General features: G+C 53.5%; 12 protein-coding genes. 2 read left to right on the forward strand and 10 right to left on the reverse strand.

Annotated features, from left to right (window positions below; translation table 11 throughout):
• Positions 1–30: 30 nt before the first annotated feature.
• The 5 genes from napH to napF are packed head-to-tail and all read right to left on the reverse strand — an operon-like array spanning position 31 to position 4,840.
• A complete protein-coding gene (gene napH / locus SBG_RS10550; RefSeq protein ID WP_000013522.1) occupies positions 31–924 on the reverse strand; it encodes a quinol dehydrogenase ferredoxin subunit NapH in 894 nt (297 codons plus the stop codon).
• Positions 911–1,606: a ferredoxin-type protein NapG gene (gene napG, locus SBG_RS10555; protein ID WP_000091675.1), complete on the reverse strand. Its 696-nt coding sequence runs from the start codon at positions 1,604–1,606 to the stop codon at positions 911–913. Before napG ends, napH begins: the two co-directional genes overlap by 14 nt.
• A 6-nt stretch (positions 1,607–1,612) precedes the next feature.
• Complete coding sequence (gene napA / locus SBG_RS10560) at positions 1,613–4,099, reverse strand: nitrate reductase catalytic subunit NapA (protein ID WP_000778086.1); 2,487 nt, start codon at positions 4,097–4,099, stop codon at positions 1,613–1,615.
• Positions 4,096–4,359: a chaperone NapD gene (napD, locus tag SBG_RS10565; protein ID WP_000557369.1), complete on the reverse strand. Its 264-nt coding sequence runs from the start codon at positions 4,357–4,359 to the stop codon at positions 4,096–4,098. Before napD ends, napA begins: the two co-directional genes overlap by 4 nt.
• A complete protein-coding gene (gene napF / locus SBG_RS10570) occupies positions 4,349–4,840 on the reverse strand; it encodes a ferredoxin-type protein NapF (protein ID WP_000228077.1) in 492 nt (163 codons plus the stop codon). The genes napD and napF overlap by 11 nt, the downstream gene beginning before the upstream one ends.
• A 425-nt stretch (positions 4,841–5,265) precedes the next feature.
• On the opposite strand from napF, the gene eco reads away from it, so the two are divergent.
• Positions 5,266–5,760: a serine protease inhibitor ecotin gene (gene eco, locus SBG_RS10575; RefSeq protein ID WP_024135067.1), complete on the forward strand. Its 495-nt coding sequence runs from the start codon at positions 5,266–5,268 to the stop codon at positions 5,758–5,760.
• Between the two features lie 184 nt (positions 5,761–5,944).
• A complete protein-coding gene (locus SBG_RS10580) occupies positions 5,945–7,192 on the forward strand; it encodes a SulP family inorganic anion transporter (protein ID WP_015702934.1) in 1,248 nt (415 codons plus the stop codon).
• 141 nt (positions 7,193–7,333) lie between these two features.
• Here the strand turns inward: SBG_RS10580 and SBG_RS10585 are convergent, their stop codons facing one another.
• From SBG_RS10585 to SBG_RS10605, 5 genes are all read right to left on the reverse strand, one after another.
• Positions 7,334–8,977, reverse strand: coding sequence for a multidrug ABC transporter permease/ATP-binding protein (locus SBG_RS10585; protein WP_000421578.1), 1,644 nt, complete (start codon positions 8,975–8,977; stop codon positions 7,334–7,336).
• 75 nt (positions 8,978–9,052) lie between these two features.
• Positions 9,053–9,703: a DNA oxidative demethylase AlkB gene (gene alkB / locus SBG_RS10590; protein ID WP_000885004.1), complete on the reverse strand. Its 651-nt coding sequence runs from the start codon at positions 9,701–9,703 to the stop codon at positions 9,053–9,055.
• Between the two features lie 2 nt (positions 9,704–9,705).
• Positions 9,706–10,767, reverse strand: a complete 1,062-nt coding sequence (ada, locus tag SBG_RS10595; protein ID WP_000976376.1) for a bifunctional DNA-binding transcriptional regulator/O6-methylguanine-DNA methyltransferase Ada — start codon at positions 10,765–10,767, stop codon at positions 9,706–9,708.
• A gap of 80 nt (positions 10,768–10,847) precedes the next feature.
• On the reverse strand, positions 10,848–11,900 hold the full coding sequence (apbE, locus tag SBG_RS10600) for an FAD:protein FMN transferase ApbE (RefSeq protein ID WP_000426098.1): 1,053 nt from the start codon (positions 11,898–11,900) through the stop codon (positions 10,848–10,850).
• A 115-nt stretch (positions 11,901–12,015) separates the two neighbouring features.
• Complete coding sequence (locus SBG_RS10605; RefSeq protein WP_000865516.1) at positions 12,016–13,152, reverse strand: porin OmpC; 1,137 nt, start codon at positions 13,150–13,152, stop codon at positions 12,016–12,018.
• Positions 13,153–13,486 lie beyond the last annotated feature (334 nt).

A 13,486-nucleotide genomic window follows, 5' to 3' on the forward strand; every position in this document is an offset into this window, starting at 1 on the left:
CTGCGCTCCAAACCCCAGTCACATCGTTATCTATGCTCCTGGGGATTTCCTCGCTTGCCGCCGCGATGCATCACGAATGATTTTGTGTATCGTTATTGTAAAAACATCCTCAGAACAGACATCCACGCAACGGCCACAGATCATGCAGTCGCGGTGGATTACCTGCACCGGGCTTTGTTCATCCAGCACCGGCGCACGTAGCACATGCGGTTCCGGGCAAACATGAAAACAATCCATACAGCGATTACATTTCTCCCGTTTTTTTGCCGCTACGGTCAGTACGCCATGGCTTCCCAGCACACCATACAGCGCCCCCATCGGGCAAAGATGGCCGCACCAGCCGTGCTCAACGACTAATAAATCAAATAAAAACAAGGCAATAATCAGTAGCGCGCCGCTACTAAACCCCATAATCAAACTGCGGCCTAACAGCGACACGGGATTAACCCACTCCCACAACAGCGTGCCGGTCAATGCTGAACCGATTAACACCATCGCCAGAAGCACGTAACGTATATAGCGCGGAATCGTCGCAGACTGATTCAGGTCAAATTTCCTGCGCATCCAGTTCGCCAAATCGGTCACGGGATTCAGCGGACAAACCCAACTGCAAAATAATCGCTTTCCCGCCAGCGCATACAGCACAGTGATAATTACCGCCCCCGTCAGCGCCACGCTGGCGGGAAGATGGCCACTGGCGAGGCTTTCCAGGGTAATCAGCGGATCGGTCAGCGGAAGAGTATCGAACAGCAAACTACTGCTGTAGTTGCCATGTAATACCCAGAAGCCCAGCCACGGGCCGCTAAGAAACATCCCCAGCACCATAAACTGGCTAATACGACGTAAAACCAGCCAGCGGTGGCTGCGCCACCAGCCTTTTTTCACCTGAGCTTCACGTCCTGCGTCACGTTTACGATTTGCCATTGTTTCCCTCCAGCCAGCCGAAGCGATAATGGTGCCCTAACTCCCCTTTCGCCAATGACAATGGCAGCACTTTGATCGCCGGTTGCTCCAGTACGCAAACTTTTTCGCATTTGCCGCAGCCGGTACAGGCGTCGCTGTGTACGGTGGGCAAAAAACGCGCATGTTTACCGGTGCGCATGTTGCGGTCCAGCTCCAGCGTAATCGCCTCATCAATTTTCGGGCATTCGCGATAGCAAACGTCGCAACGCAACCCCTGAAAGTTGAGGCAGTTTTCCTGATCCAGCAGTACCGCCAGCCCCATGCGCGAGTCATCAATGGAGGCAATATCTTTATCCAGCGCCCCGCTGGGACAAACTTTGGCGCACGGAATGTCTTCACACATCTCACAAGGGATGTCGCGCGCGACAAAATAGGGCGTGCCAGCCGACAGCCCTGAAGCCAGCGTCGCCAGTTTTAGCGTGTCGTACGGACATGCCTGAACACACTGGCCGCAGCGCACACAGGCACTGGCGAAGGCGTTTTCATTCAGCGCGCCAGGCGGACGCAGCCGCACGCCCGTTGCGCGCGCGGTTTGCTGTTGTAAGCCCAGCGCCACGCCAACGGCCGCCAGCCCACCCGCGGTGCGCACAACATCGCGCAGAAAGCGGCGGCGGCCATTCTGGGGTTTCGCTGTACGGGACATAATGCGTTACACCTTCGCCAGTTTAACGGCGCACTTCTTGAAATCCGTCTCTTTAGAGAGCGGGTCCGTCGCGTCCAGTGTCAGGTTATTCACCAGCTGCGCGGCGTCAAAGAACGGCATATACACCAGTCCCTGCGGTGGACGGTTACGTCCGCGCGTCTCAACGATAGAGATCACTTCGCCACGGCGGGAAATCACCTTCACCTTGTCGCCACGGCGCAGATCACGGGCTTTTGCATCCAGCGGGTGGATAAAGACCACCGCTTCCGGGAAGGCACGGTGTAGTTCTGGCACACGGCGCGTCATACTGCCGGTATGCCAGTGCTCCAGTACGCGACCGGTAGACAGCCACAGATCGTACTCGTTATCCGGTGACTCCGCCGCGGGTTCAAACGGCAGCGCGAAGATCACCGCCTTGCCATCCGGTTTACCGTAGAATTTGTATCCTTCTCCCGCTTTTACGTACGGGTCGTTGCCTTCGCTGTAACGCCACTGCGTCTCTTTACCTTTGACGACCGGCCAGCGCAGACCACGCGCGTTGTGGTAATCGTCGAACGGCGCCAGATCGTGACCGTGGCCACGTCCAAACCAGGCGTATTCTTCAAACAGCCCTTTTTGCAGATAGAAGCCCAGTTCACGGGATTCATCGTTTAATTGCTCTTCTTTCAGCTCGCTTAGTGGAAATTTGCTGACCGCAGGCGTGGCGAACAGAACGTCATACAGCGTTTTACCGCGCAGTTCCGGCTTCTGCGCCAACAATTCTTCCGGCCAGACGTCTTCAGTTTTGAAGCGGCGTGAGAACTGCACCAGCTGCCAGAGATCGGATTTTGCCTCGCCCGGCGCTTTAATTTGCTGACGCCAGAACTGCGTACGGCGTTCGGCGTTGCCGTAAGCGCCTTCTTTCTCGACCCACATGGCGGTCGGCAGGATCAGATCCGCCGACAGCGCGCTAACGGTGGGGTATGGATCGGAGACAATGATAAAGTTACGTGGATCGCGCCAGCCCGGCATCCGATCTTCATTGATGTTCGGTCCGGCTTGCATGTTGTTGTTACACATTACCCAGTAGACGTTCAGCTTGCCGTCTTTCAGCGCACGATCCTGCGCCACGGCATGCAGGCCAACTTTCGCCGGAATCGTACCGGTTGGGATCTGCCAGTGTTTCTCGCAGATATCACGGTGTTTTTCATTGGTCACCACCATGTCCGCAGGCAGACGATGGGAGAAGGTTCCTACTTCACGCGCGGTACCGCAGGCGGAAGGCTGGCCGGTCAGCGAGAACGGCCCGCAGCCTGGCTGGGAGATTTTTCCGGTCAGCAGATGCAGGTTGTAGACCAGGTTATTCGCCCACACGCCGCGGGTATGCTGGTTAAAACCCATCGTCCAGTAGGAGAGCACTCTTTTCTTCGGATCGGCATACAGCTGCGCCAGTTGTTCAAGCTGATCTTTCGGTACGCCGGTCATTTCGGCAGTCTTGTCCAGGGTATATTCCGCCACGAACGCTTTATACTCGTCGAAGCTCATCGGCTCGGAAGCATCGGAGCCTGGATTCTTCGCCGCTTTTTCCAGCGGGTGCGTCGGACGCAGGCCATAGCCGATATCCGTCGCCCCTTTACGCAGATTAACGTGTTTATTAAAGAAGTCCTGATTCACCGCATTATTTTGAATAATATAGTTTGCGATATAGTTCAGGATTACCAGGTCGCTTTGCGGGGTAAAGACAATACCGTTGTCCGCCAGTTCAAAGCTACGGTGCTGGAAGGTGGAGAGTACCGCGACCTTCACATTCGGATCGGATAGGCGGCGGTTGGTGATGCGCGACCACAGAATCGGGTGCATTTCCGCCATGTTGGATCCCCACAGCACAAACGCATCGGCCTGCTCAATATCGTCATAGCAGCCCATCGGCTCATCCATACCGAAGGTACGCATAAAGCCCACTACCGCCGACGCCATACAGTGACGTGCATTCGGGTCGATGTTGTTAGAACGGAACCCGGCCTTGAACAGCTTGGCCGCCGCATAACCTTCCCAAATCGTCCACTGACCGGAACCAAACATACCGATCGCCTCTGGTCCCTTCTCTTTTAAAGAGGCTTTGAACTTTTCCTCCATCACATCAAAGGCCTGATCCCAGCTAACGGGGGTGAACTCGCCATCTTTGTGATACTTACCGTCTTTCATGCGTAGCATCGGCTGGGTCAGACGATCTTTTCCGTACATAATTTTGGGCAGGAAGTAGCCTTTAATGCAGTTCAGACCACGGTTGACTGGCGCATCGGGGTCGCCCTGACAGGCCACCACGCGGCCCTGCTGCGTGCCCACCAACACACCACAACCGGTTCCACAAAAACGGCACGGCGCTTTGTCCCACTTGATGGCTTCCTGCTGCCCTACAACGGCGCGGGCGACGCCCGGCACGCTCAGACCGGCAGCCGCCGCAGCGGCCGCAACAGCGTTAGCTTTCATAAAGCTACGACGACTGAGTTTCATGGTGTTTCCTCACCTTGTTCATCCTGCTGGTGATAAACCAGCGACACCGCCAGTACGCCTTCAACATTGCGTACTGACTCAATGGCTTGCATCAGCGCTTCGCCCTGATCTGCTTCCACCACCACAATCAGCTGACCGCTTTCAACATCGCTTAACGCGACTTCGCAACCTGGCAAGGTATTCAACTGTGTGCGAATGGCAGCAATATTCTGACTTTTGGCCTGCGCGACCAGGCTACAGACCTGCCAATTAGTGTGCATGGTTGTTCTCCGCATTGATGGCTGAAACTGGACAAATAGCCACACACGCCCCGCACCCATTACAGGCCTGTTGGTCAAGCTGCGGCTGGTAAATGCCGGATAACGTGGGACGAAAGGTAATAGCCATAGGCTCACAGCTGTCCTGGCAGCGATGGCACTCAACGGATTGCCTGGCGAGGCAGTTTTCTGCAAGCGTAAAAATCAGATCCCAGGCCCTGGTGTGGCGCGGAAGAAAAAGTGACTCGGTACAGGCCTGCGCGCAGGCATAGCAGAAACTGCACTCGCCCTGTTTAAAATTTACGCCCGGATATCCTCCTGGCCCTCGCTGCAGGATGTTGGACTCGCACGCCTGGATACAAGCGTCACAGCGGAGACAATGAGTGAGAAAATAGGAGGCTTCCCTGGCCCACGGCGGAAAGATCGCTTTACTGGCAGTGCGCCAGCTGCCGGTCAACATGCTTCGACGGGATAAATCAACCATGATAACGTCCTTCCGTAACGACACACTTCCACCGGAGGTGAACAACAATAAAAACCGCACAATCTATAAGTAGTTATTTTTGTAAATAAGATATTTCAGGATGTGTACAAGGTGCATACCCCGATAGAGGTAAATGCTGTTGCCGGATCAAAAGAGTGCCGGGTAAAGGTAAAAAAACGTGCTTTTTCTCACATTTCAATGAGTTATATACTGTTTTATATAACGAAAAAATCAATCAGTGCATAATATCATCATTGACATGAACATCAGAATATTCCGCTATTTATTTGGTTTTTGGTTTATTAATAAGCTCTCAAATATATAAAAATGCAGATTAATAGATAAAATGAATATGTTAATCTATGGTCTGAGCACCCAGATCAGCCGAACAGAAACAGCAGAAAGGAAATACTGTGAACAATAAGATAAAGACATTAGTCCCTGCCATCCTCTTCACCGCGCTCACCAGCCCCTCTGTCTGGGCCGCCAACCTTGCCAACACTCAACCGCTGGAGAAAATCGCCCCATATCCTCAGGCGGAAAAAGGAATGAAGCGGCAAGTCATTACGCTTACCCCTCAGCAGGATGAATCTACTCTCAAAGTGGAACTGTTAATTGGCCAGACTTTGAACGTAGATTGTAACCAGCATCGCCTCGGCGGTAAGCTGGAAACAAAAACGCTGGAAGGCTGGGGTTATGACTACTATGTTTTTGATAAGGTCACTTCTCCGGTATCGACCATGATGGCTTGTCCGGAGGGGAAAAAAGAGCAGAAATTCGTCACCGCCTGGCTGGGTGAAAACGGGATGCTGCGCTACAACAGTAAATTACCGATTGTGGTATATACCCCAGCGAATGTAGACGTGAAATACCGTATCTGGAAAGCGGACGATAACGTACAGAACGCCGTTGTGCGTTAATTTTCCGGTGCCCGGTCACGCTTATCGGGCATCTCCCTCCTGGCTTATCCCGTGATCCGGGGTTCTTTTTAAAACACGTCTGGAAACTCACTCTCGGGACAGGTACTATGCGGCCCTTTACTATTTGCCGCACGGACGCCAGTCAGGCTGCTGTAATCAGGCCTGATTTGACCTGAGAGTATTTATGTCTGTAACTTCTCCCCCCTCCACTGCCACTATGGAATATACCGTTAGTCATGTAGTACGTTCTCCACGCCTGTTGCTCCGTGAAACGCTGGCTGGCGTGATTACTGCGCTGGCGCTGATTCCGGAAGTCATCTCTTTTTCGGTGATTGCGGGTGTGGACCCTAAAGTCAGTCTGATCGCCTCCGTGGTACTGTGTCTGGCGATGTCTGTATTAGGCGGACGTCCGGCAATGGTCACTGCGGCGGCAGGCTCCGTGGCGTTGGTCATTGGTCCAATGGTCAGCCAGCATGGTGTACAGTATATTTTGCCAGCGGTAGTCATGGCGGGCGTTATCCAGATTCTGTTCGGCGTGCTGGGAATGGCGAGACTTATGCGCTTTATTCCTGCCGCCGTAATGACCGGGTTTGTTAACGCGCTCGGCATTTTGATTTTCTTCGCCCAGGTGCCACATTTCTGGAGTAAAAGCCCGTTAATCTGGGGGCTGTTTATCCTGACTCTGCTGATTGTTTTGTGGGCGCCGCGCGTGATTAAAAGCATTCCCGCACCGCTGATTGCCATCGTCCTGCTGACCATGTTTACCGTAACGACCGGACAGCTTTTGCCCACGGTGGGCGATGAGGGGCCGATGAACAGCAGTCTGCCAGGCCTGACGTTACTGTCCGTTCCGATAACCTGGCAAACACTGGCGATTATCTGGCCCTGCGCCTTGAGCATCGCCTTTGTTGGCCTGATGGAGTCGCTGCTAACGGCGAAGTTAGTGGACGATTTAACGGCGACGCCTTCAAATAAAAAACGGGAAAGCGCCGGGCTGGGCATCGCGAATATCCTGGCCGGGTTTTATGGCGGTATTGCTGGCTGTGCGATGATTGGCCAGACGATTGTCAACGTTGAGATGGGGAAAGGCCGCAGTCGCGTCTCGACGCTAACCGCCGGGGTCGTGTTGTTACTGCTGGTCACGGCGCTAAGCGAGGTGATGGCCAAGATCCCAATGACGGTGTTAGCGGGGATTATGGTGATTGTGGCGGTGAAAACCTTTAGCTGGCGCAGTCTTCAGCCCGCTACGCTGGCGCGTTTGCCGGTAACGGAAACGCTAGTAATGTTGACGACTGTGGCGGCAACGGTCTGTACGGCAAATCTGGCGATCGGCGTCGTTGCAGGGGTTATCGCTATGCTGCTGCTTCCGCGCCTGGCCAGACGGAAAAACGCGGCGGCAACAGAGGCACCTTCGCCAGCCCCGGAAAAATAAGTCAGGCGTTACGCGCTTATTTATGCAGGATGTCCGGCCTACAAAGCGTGTTTGCAGGCCGGACGCGACGCTCAAGAAAAAGTTGTAGACCTGATAAGCAGAGAAGCGCCATCAGGCAGTTCATGCAGTTCAATAACTATATTATGCAGTACGCGCTACCGCGTCGCGCGAGGCGGCGTCACGCTCATCGCCAGTGAGTTCGGTCAGTTGCCCACTACGCATCTCCAACAGGCGATCGGCGTGAATAAAATAGTGGTCGTCATGACTGATGGCAAAAATGGTTTTCCCCATTTTTTGCATCAGCGGCAGCAGTACCTGATAAAACTCCCGACGGAAGTGAGGATCCTGATCGGCTGCCCACTCGTCCAGCAAAATAATGTCGCGCTCTTCCGCCAGCGCCAACAGCAGCGCAATGCGCTTTTTTTGCCCTTTCGACAGTTTAAGATTTAAAATACGCCCGTCGTTTAGCTCCAGCTTGTGCGTCATTTTCAGGTGTTCAAGCCACTTATCGACCAGCGCGGGATTCGCGGGTTTCCCCTCCGGCCCCAGCAGGCGGTCGAATAACCAGACATCGGTAAACACGGCAGAGAAAAGTTGACGATACGCTTCCGGTTGCCCGGCAGCAATAGGCTTACCATCAAGTAAAATCTCTCCCGATTGCGGCTGGTACAAGCCGGTCAATAGCATGGCCAGCGTCGATTTCCCGCTACCGTTGCCACCAATTAAAAACAGCAATTCGCCGCGGTGAATCGTCAGGTTGATGGGCCCCACGGAAAACGCGTTATCCTGATAGTGAAAAACCACGTTGCGCAGCTCCAGCGTCTTCCAGTCCGGAAAGGCTTTCGGCTGCGGAAAATCAGGCTTATACGGGGCGAGCGCGAATTTATTCAGTTTATTAAACGCCACTTGCGCGGTCAGTAGCGTTGGCAATGCGCCCACCGCAGATAGCAGCGGCGTGCGCAGGAACAGCAACGTCAGCGAATAAGTCGCCGCGACGTTGGTATCCGCCCAGCCGAGACCATTCGCCATCCAGAAGACCAGGCCTATCGCCCCCAGCATCATGATATTCGACCAGTTAACGGCGCTCAGGTGAAAAGTATCGGCGCGGATAATGTGATGACGGTACTCTTTGGCGTCCGGGGTATAGCATTGCTGAAAAATCTGCTCCGCACGTTCGCGGTTTAGCGTCAGTTCCTTGCGTCCTTCCAGCACCGTCTGATAGTCGTTGTACAGCTTATCTTCGGTCTCGCGCAGGGTCGCCATATGCTGGTAGACCCGCGCCACCAGCATAAATCCGCCCCAGATAGTCACCGCCATCCAGATAGTCGTCACCAACAACATTTTTGTCGATAGCATCGCCAGATAGGCCGCCGAACCAAGAGTGAGGATAATACCCTGCACCAGTTCAGGCAGACGTACAAAAGCAATAGTTATATTACGGATATCGCTGGTCAAACCGGCCAGTAAAGAGGCGCTACCCAATTGCTCAATACGTTCAACGCGGGTATCCAGAATACGTTTGATAAATTCGCTGCGCAGACGGTAAACGAAATGGTGTCCCAGAGTGGTTAACGCCAGTTGGGAACCCAGCGTTACGGCCATTAATAACAGGAGCAGGCCAAGGAATTCCGGTAGTACCATGATTGTCGTGTCCACCGTTTCAATCAGGCGTTGATTGATAAACGCAATCAGGCCAATCCCCAGTGCCGCGCTGGCGAGGCTTAGCGCCATCACGCTAATAAATGGCCAGCGGTACTGCCGCCAGACAAGAATAAGAAGTTCCATGCAAACAACCCGGACAGATAATAACAGCCCGCAGTTTAACTAACTCCATCCGCACAGCAATAATAATTCTTATTTTTATTCTTTTTCAGCCGCCTGACGGAAGGTAAGATTGTAGCGAAATTCACCGGTCATGGGATGGAATCCCGCTTTAAGCGGCTGGATACCATGATAAAACAGCCGGGACTCTCCGCCCCAGACCACGATGTCGCCATGCTCCAGTAAGATCCGCCTCAGCGGATCGCTGCGACGCAGACCGCCAAACTGAAAAATGGCCGCTACTCCCAGCGAAACGGAGACGATAGGCGCACGCAAATCGGGCTCATCCTTATCCTGATGCAACGACAGTTTTGCGCCGGGCATATAGCGATTGATCAGGCAGGCGTCCGGTTGAAAGTTTTCATACCCTGCCGCGAGCGCCGCCTGACGGCATACGTCGGCAAACGATAGCGGTAACGCTGGCCAGGGCTTATCCGTTAGCGGATCGCACGCAGAATAGCAATAACCGTGACGATCGGTGGTCCAACCCAGCTCACCGCAGTTGGTCATCGCCACGGACATGGTATACCCGCCCGGCGTTACCATCTGACGAAATGGAGACTGGCTGGCGACACCCCCGATATCGTCTAACAGCGACTGCGCCGCGCGAAAAGCAAAACGGCGCAGCACCACCGCGCCGGGCGCCAGAGATTCTTGCCAGGGCTCTTCATCAGCAAACAGATCCAGCATCGCTACTCCTCTTTTTGCGATTCCCGCTTTAATAACTGCGCTTTTCGACTTGCCCCCCAGCGATAGCCCGAGAGCGAGCCGTCGCGGCGCACGACCCGATGACACGGGATGACTATTGCCAGTTTATTCGCACCGCATGCGCTGGCGACCGCACGCACTGCCGTAGGTTTACCGATAGTCCCGGCAAGCTGTTGATAACTGACGGTTTCACCACAGGGAATCGCACGTAACGCCTGCCAGACTTGTTGCTGAAATGCGGTTCCCTGGATATCCAGCGGCAGTGATAGCAGCACCTCGCGCGTGTTAATTGCAGCGACCACCTGTTGTACTCGCTGCTGAAAAGTCTCGTCGGCAGGTTCATGGCGGGCTGCCGGGAAAAGGGTATATAATTCCGCCAGCAGCACATCATCGCTATCGCCCGGAAAAATCGCGCAAATCCCCCGCTCGCTCTCCGCCACCAGACACCGTCCGTAAACCCAGTCGGTCAGCGCATAGCGAACAGAGACACTGTCGCCCCCTTTGCGAAACTGTTTTGCTGTCATGCCCAACGTCTGGTCGGCATGACGGTAGTAGCTACTGCTATCCGGGAAGCCAGCGCGGTAAATAGCCGCCGTGACCCGCTCTCCTTTCGCCAACGCTTCGCGCAACCGACGGGCTCGCCATGCCTGCTGCCACCCTTTCGGCGTCATTCCGGTGCTCGCTTTAAACAGACGGTGCAGATGAAACGGACTCATCGCCACCGCCTGTGCCAGAGACGCCAGCGTCACTGGCGTCTCCTGCTCAAGCAAACGGCAGGCGCAGGCAATCTTATCCACCCACCGTTGTTGCGCGCGCGCGTTATCTGGCTGGCAACGCTTGCAGGGGCGAAAACCAGCGGCCAGCGCCTGCGGCGCAGTGGCAAAAAAGCGGACATTTTTGCGTAACGCCCGTTTCGAGCGACAAGAAGGACGGCAAAAGATCCCCGTGGTCTGTACCGCAAAAACGAAACGGCCATCCGCGCTGGCATCGCGCGCCAGCACACGCTGCCAGCATTCATCATCGGTGAGTAACGGTTTTTTCATCATAGACTCCTTCATTAAGCATAGTGCTTGCTTCAATGCAGTGTGTCCGTAAATCAGCCCATAAAAACCCGCAATCTTGCGTTTTAATTCTCTTCGCTCACCAGGAACGTTTTGAACTGCGGCGACATCCAGGTTTTAAAGCCTTCGCCCTCTTTTATGATCATAAAAACCGCCAGCCCTTCCCGCCGTACCACCTCTTTCGCCTTTTCTGTACCAAGTACCATCAGCCCGGTATCCCAGCCATCCGCTTCCAGCGCCGTTGGCGCGATAACCGTCACCGATACCAAATGATGTTCGATGGGGCGCCCCGTTTGCGGATCGATAACATGTGATACACGTTTGCCATCCAGTTCATAATAGTTGCGGTAACTGCCGGAAGTACTGATACCATGTCCGTTAATATCCACAATCGCCTGTACCGCGTTTTCACGGTCGGTCGGCTTCTGAATCGCGACGCGCCACGGTTGCCCTTGCGCATTCATTCCACGACTACTTAATGCGCCGCCCACCGAGACCAGATAACGCGCAATGCCCTCCTTCTCCATCAAGCGCGCGAGATGGTCCGCGGCATAGCCCTCTCCGACTGTTGAAAGATCGACGTACAGCTCTGGCAAATCTTTTTGCAGGTACTGATGTTTAGCCCTGTCGATAACCTGTAAATGTTGCAGGCCCGTTTTCGCTTTTGCCGCATCGATTTGCGCTTGAGTGGGGATATGCAGCGGCTGCCGATCCGGCCCAAATCCCCACAAATTGACCAGCGGGCCTACGGTAATATCCATAGCGCCATCCGTCTTTGCGCCGATACGCAGCGCCGAGGTTACGATATCCGCCATAGCTTCGCTGACCGGCCAGGGTGCCAGGCTGCGTGAATGGTTAAAACGCATCAGCGCGGAGTCTTTTTTGTAAGTCGAGAGCAATTGATCGTCAGCATCAAGCTGGGTCTGGATTTTTGTCTGTAGCATTGCGGCGCGTTTCGCATCAATGCCAACCACGCTTACACGCCAGAAGGTGCCCATTGTTTTGCCTTCCAGTACCTGAGCGGCAGGCGTCGCTACTGCCGTTTTGGGTGCTTCATCGCAGCCCATGAATAAAAAAGTTATTGCCAGAAGCACAGCCCGGCAAAAAGTCATTTCCATCGGTGATTATCCTCATTCGAATGGAAACAAGCGTACACTAAAACCTCTTATTTGTACGCCGGAATAAGGCATGAAAAAAGGGCCCGCAGGCCCTTTAGCAACATCTTTTTGCTGATTAGAACTGGTAAACCAGACCCAGAGCGACGATGTCGTCAGTATTGATGCCCGCGTCGCGGGTAAAGTCGTTTTTATCCAGCAGGTTGATTTTGTAATCAACATAAGTGGACATGTTTTTGTTGAAGTAGTAAGTCGCGCCAACATCAACATATTTTACGATGTCCTGGTCGCCATAGCTGGCGCCGTAACCGTTGCTGATGTCCTTACCTTTAGATTGCAGGTAAGCCAGGGACGGACGCAGACCAAAGTCGAACTGGTACTGGGCAACCACTTCAAAGTTCTGCGCTTTGTTGGCAAAACCGTAAGAGGTGGACGGGCTGCTGCCGTTAGAGGTACCAAAACGGGTCGCGTTATAGGTCTGAGAGTACTGCGCCGCCAGGTAGATGTTGTTAGCGTCGTATTTCAGGCCGCCAGTGTAGACCGTGGCGCGATCGCCGTTACCATACAGGCGAGCGTTAGCAGTGTTGTTCTGATCGGCAGTACGTTTGGAGGTGGTGATCGCGCCGCCGACAGAGAAGCCTTCGCCGATTTCATAGGTCAGAGATCCACCGTAACCGTCGCCGTTCTGGTTCAGCAGGCTGCGACCGTTGGTGTTTTCACCGCTCACGCTGCCGTTTTTACCCTGATACTGCAAGGCGAAGTCCAGGCCATCAACCAGACCGAAGAAGTCGGTGTTACGGTAGGTAGCGTAGCCATTGCCACGCTGCTGCATGAAGTTGTCAGCGCCGTAGGTGTCACCGCCGAATTCCGGCAGAACGTCGGTCCAGGAGGTAACGTCATAAGTTACGCCGTAGTTACGACCATAATCGAAAGAGCCTGCATCAGCGAATTTCAGACCAGCAAACGCTACACGCGTCCAGGAGTCATTGTTGCCTTCAGTCTGGTTACCCTGAATCTGATATTCCCACTGGCCATAGCCGGTCAGCTGATCGTTAACCTGCGTTTCGCCTTTGAAGCCAATACGCATATAGGTCTGGTCGCCGTCGCTACCTTTATCGTCAGAGAAGTAGTGCAGACCATCGACTTTACCAAACAGGTCTAATTTGTTGCCGTCTTTGTTATAAATTTCAGCCGCATTCGCTGCGCCCGCCACCAGCAGAGCTGGTACCAGGAGGGACAGTACTTTAACTTTCATGTTATTAACCCTCTGTTATATGCCTTTATTGCTTTTTTATGCCACTGCTTACTGGTTAACCCTCATTAACCAATCGGCAAGTCCATTCTCCGCAAAAATACAGAATAATCCAACACGAATATGATACTAAAACTTTTAAGATGTTACATTTATCCATATAGATGTTTCAGGATATGAATTTTATGGAACTTTTTTAAAGCAAAAATCAAGCAAAAATAAGCACGAATAGATAAAATATATTTTCAATTCTTTTTAAATCAATCAGTTAAATCCATTAACTCCATAGCACTGAATGATAAAACAAAATCTTCATTCGCAACTAAAATAGCGCTTG

This window comes from Salmonella bongori NCTC 12419 (assembly GCF_000252995.1).
In the GTDB taxonomy this organism is placed as follows: domain Bacteria; phylum Pseudomonadota; class Gammaproteobacteria; order Enterobacterales; family Enterobacteriaceae; genus Salmonella; species Salmonella bongori.

Excerpts from the sequence above, each read along its gene's own strand:
- SBG_RS10605 (WP_000865516.1), bottom strand. The coding sequence starts at position 13,152 with ATGAAAGTTAAAGTACTGTCCCTCCTGGTACCAGCTCTGCTGGTGGCG.
- napG (WP_000091675.1), bottom strand. The coding sequence starts at position 1,606 with ATGTCCCGTACAGCGAAACCCCAGAATGGCCGCCGCCGCTTTCTGCGC.
- SBG_RS10585 (WP_000421578.1), bottom strand. The coding sequence starts at position 8,977 with ATGGAACTTCTTATTCTTGTCTGGCGGCAGTACCGCTGGCCATTTATT.
- ada (WP_000976376.1), bottom strand. The coding sequence starts at position 10,767 with ATGATGAAAAAACCGTTACTCACCGATGATGAATGCTGGCAGCGTGTG.
- apbE (WP_000426098.1), bottom strand. The coding sequence starts at position 11,900 with ATGGAAATGACTTTTTGCCGGGCTGTGCTTCTGGCAATAACTTTTTTA.
- napD (WP_000557369.1), bottom strand. The coding sequence starts at position 4,359 with ATGCACACTAATTGGCAGGTCTGTAGCCTGGTCGCGCAGGCCAAAAGT.
- napA (WP_000778086.1), bottom strand. The coding sequence starts at position 4,099 with ATGAAACTCAGTCGTCGTAGCTTTATGAAAGCTAACGCTGTTGCGGCC.
- alkB (WP_000885004.1), bottom strand. The coding sequence starts at position 9,703 with ATGCTGGATCTGTTTGCTGATGAAGAGCCCTGGCAAGAATCTCTGGCG.
- napH (WP_000013522.1), bottom strand. The coding sequence starts at position 924 with ATGGCAAATCGTAAACGTGACGCAGGACGTGAAGCTCAGGTGAAAAAA.
- SBG_RS10580 (WP_015702934.1), top strand. The coding sequence starts at position 5,945 with ATGTCTGTAACTTCTCCCCCCTCCACTGCCACTATGGAATATACCGTT.
- napF (WP_000228077.1), bottom strand. The coding sequence starts at position 4,840 with ATGGTTGATTTATCCCGTCGAAGCATGTTGACCGGCAGCTGGCGCACT.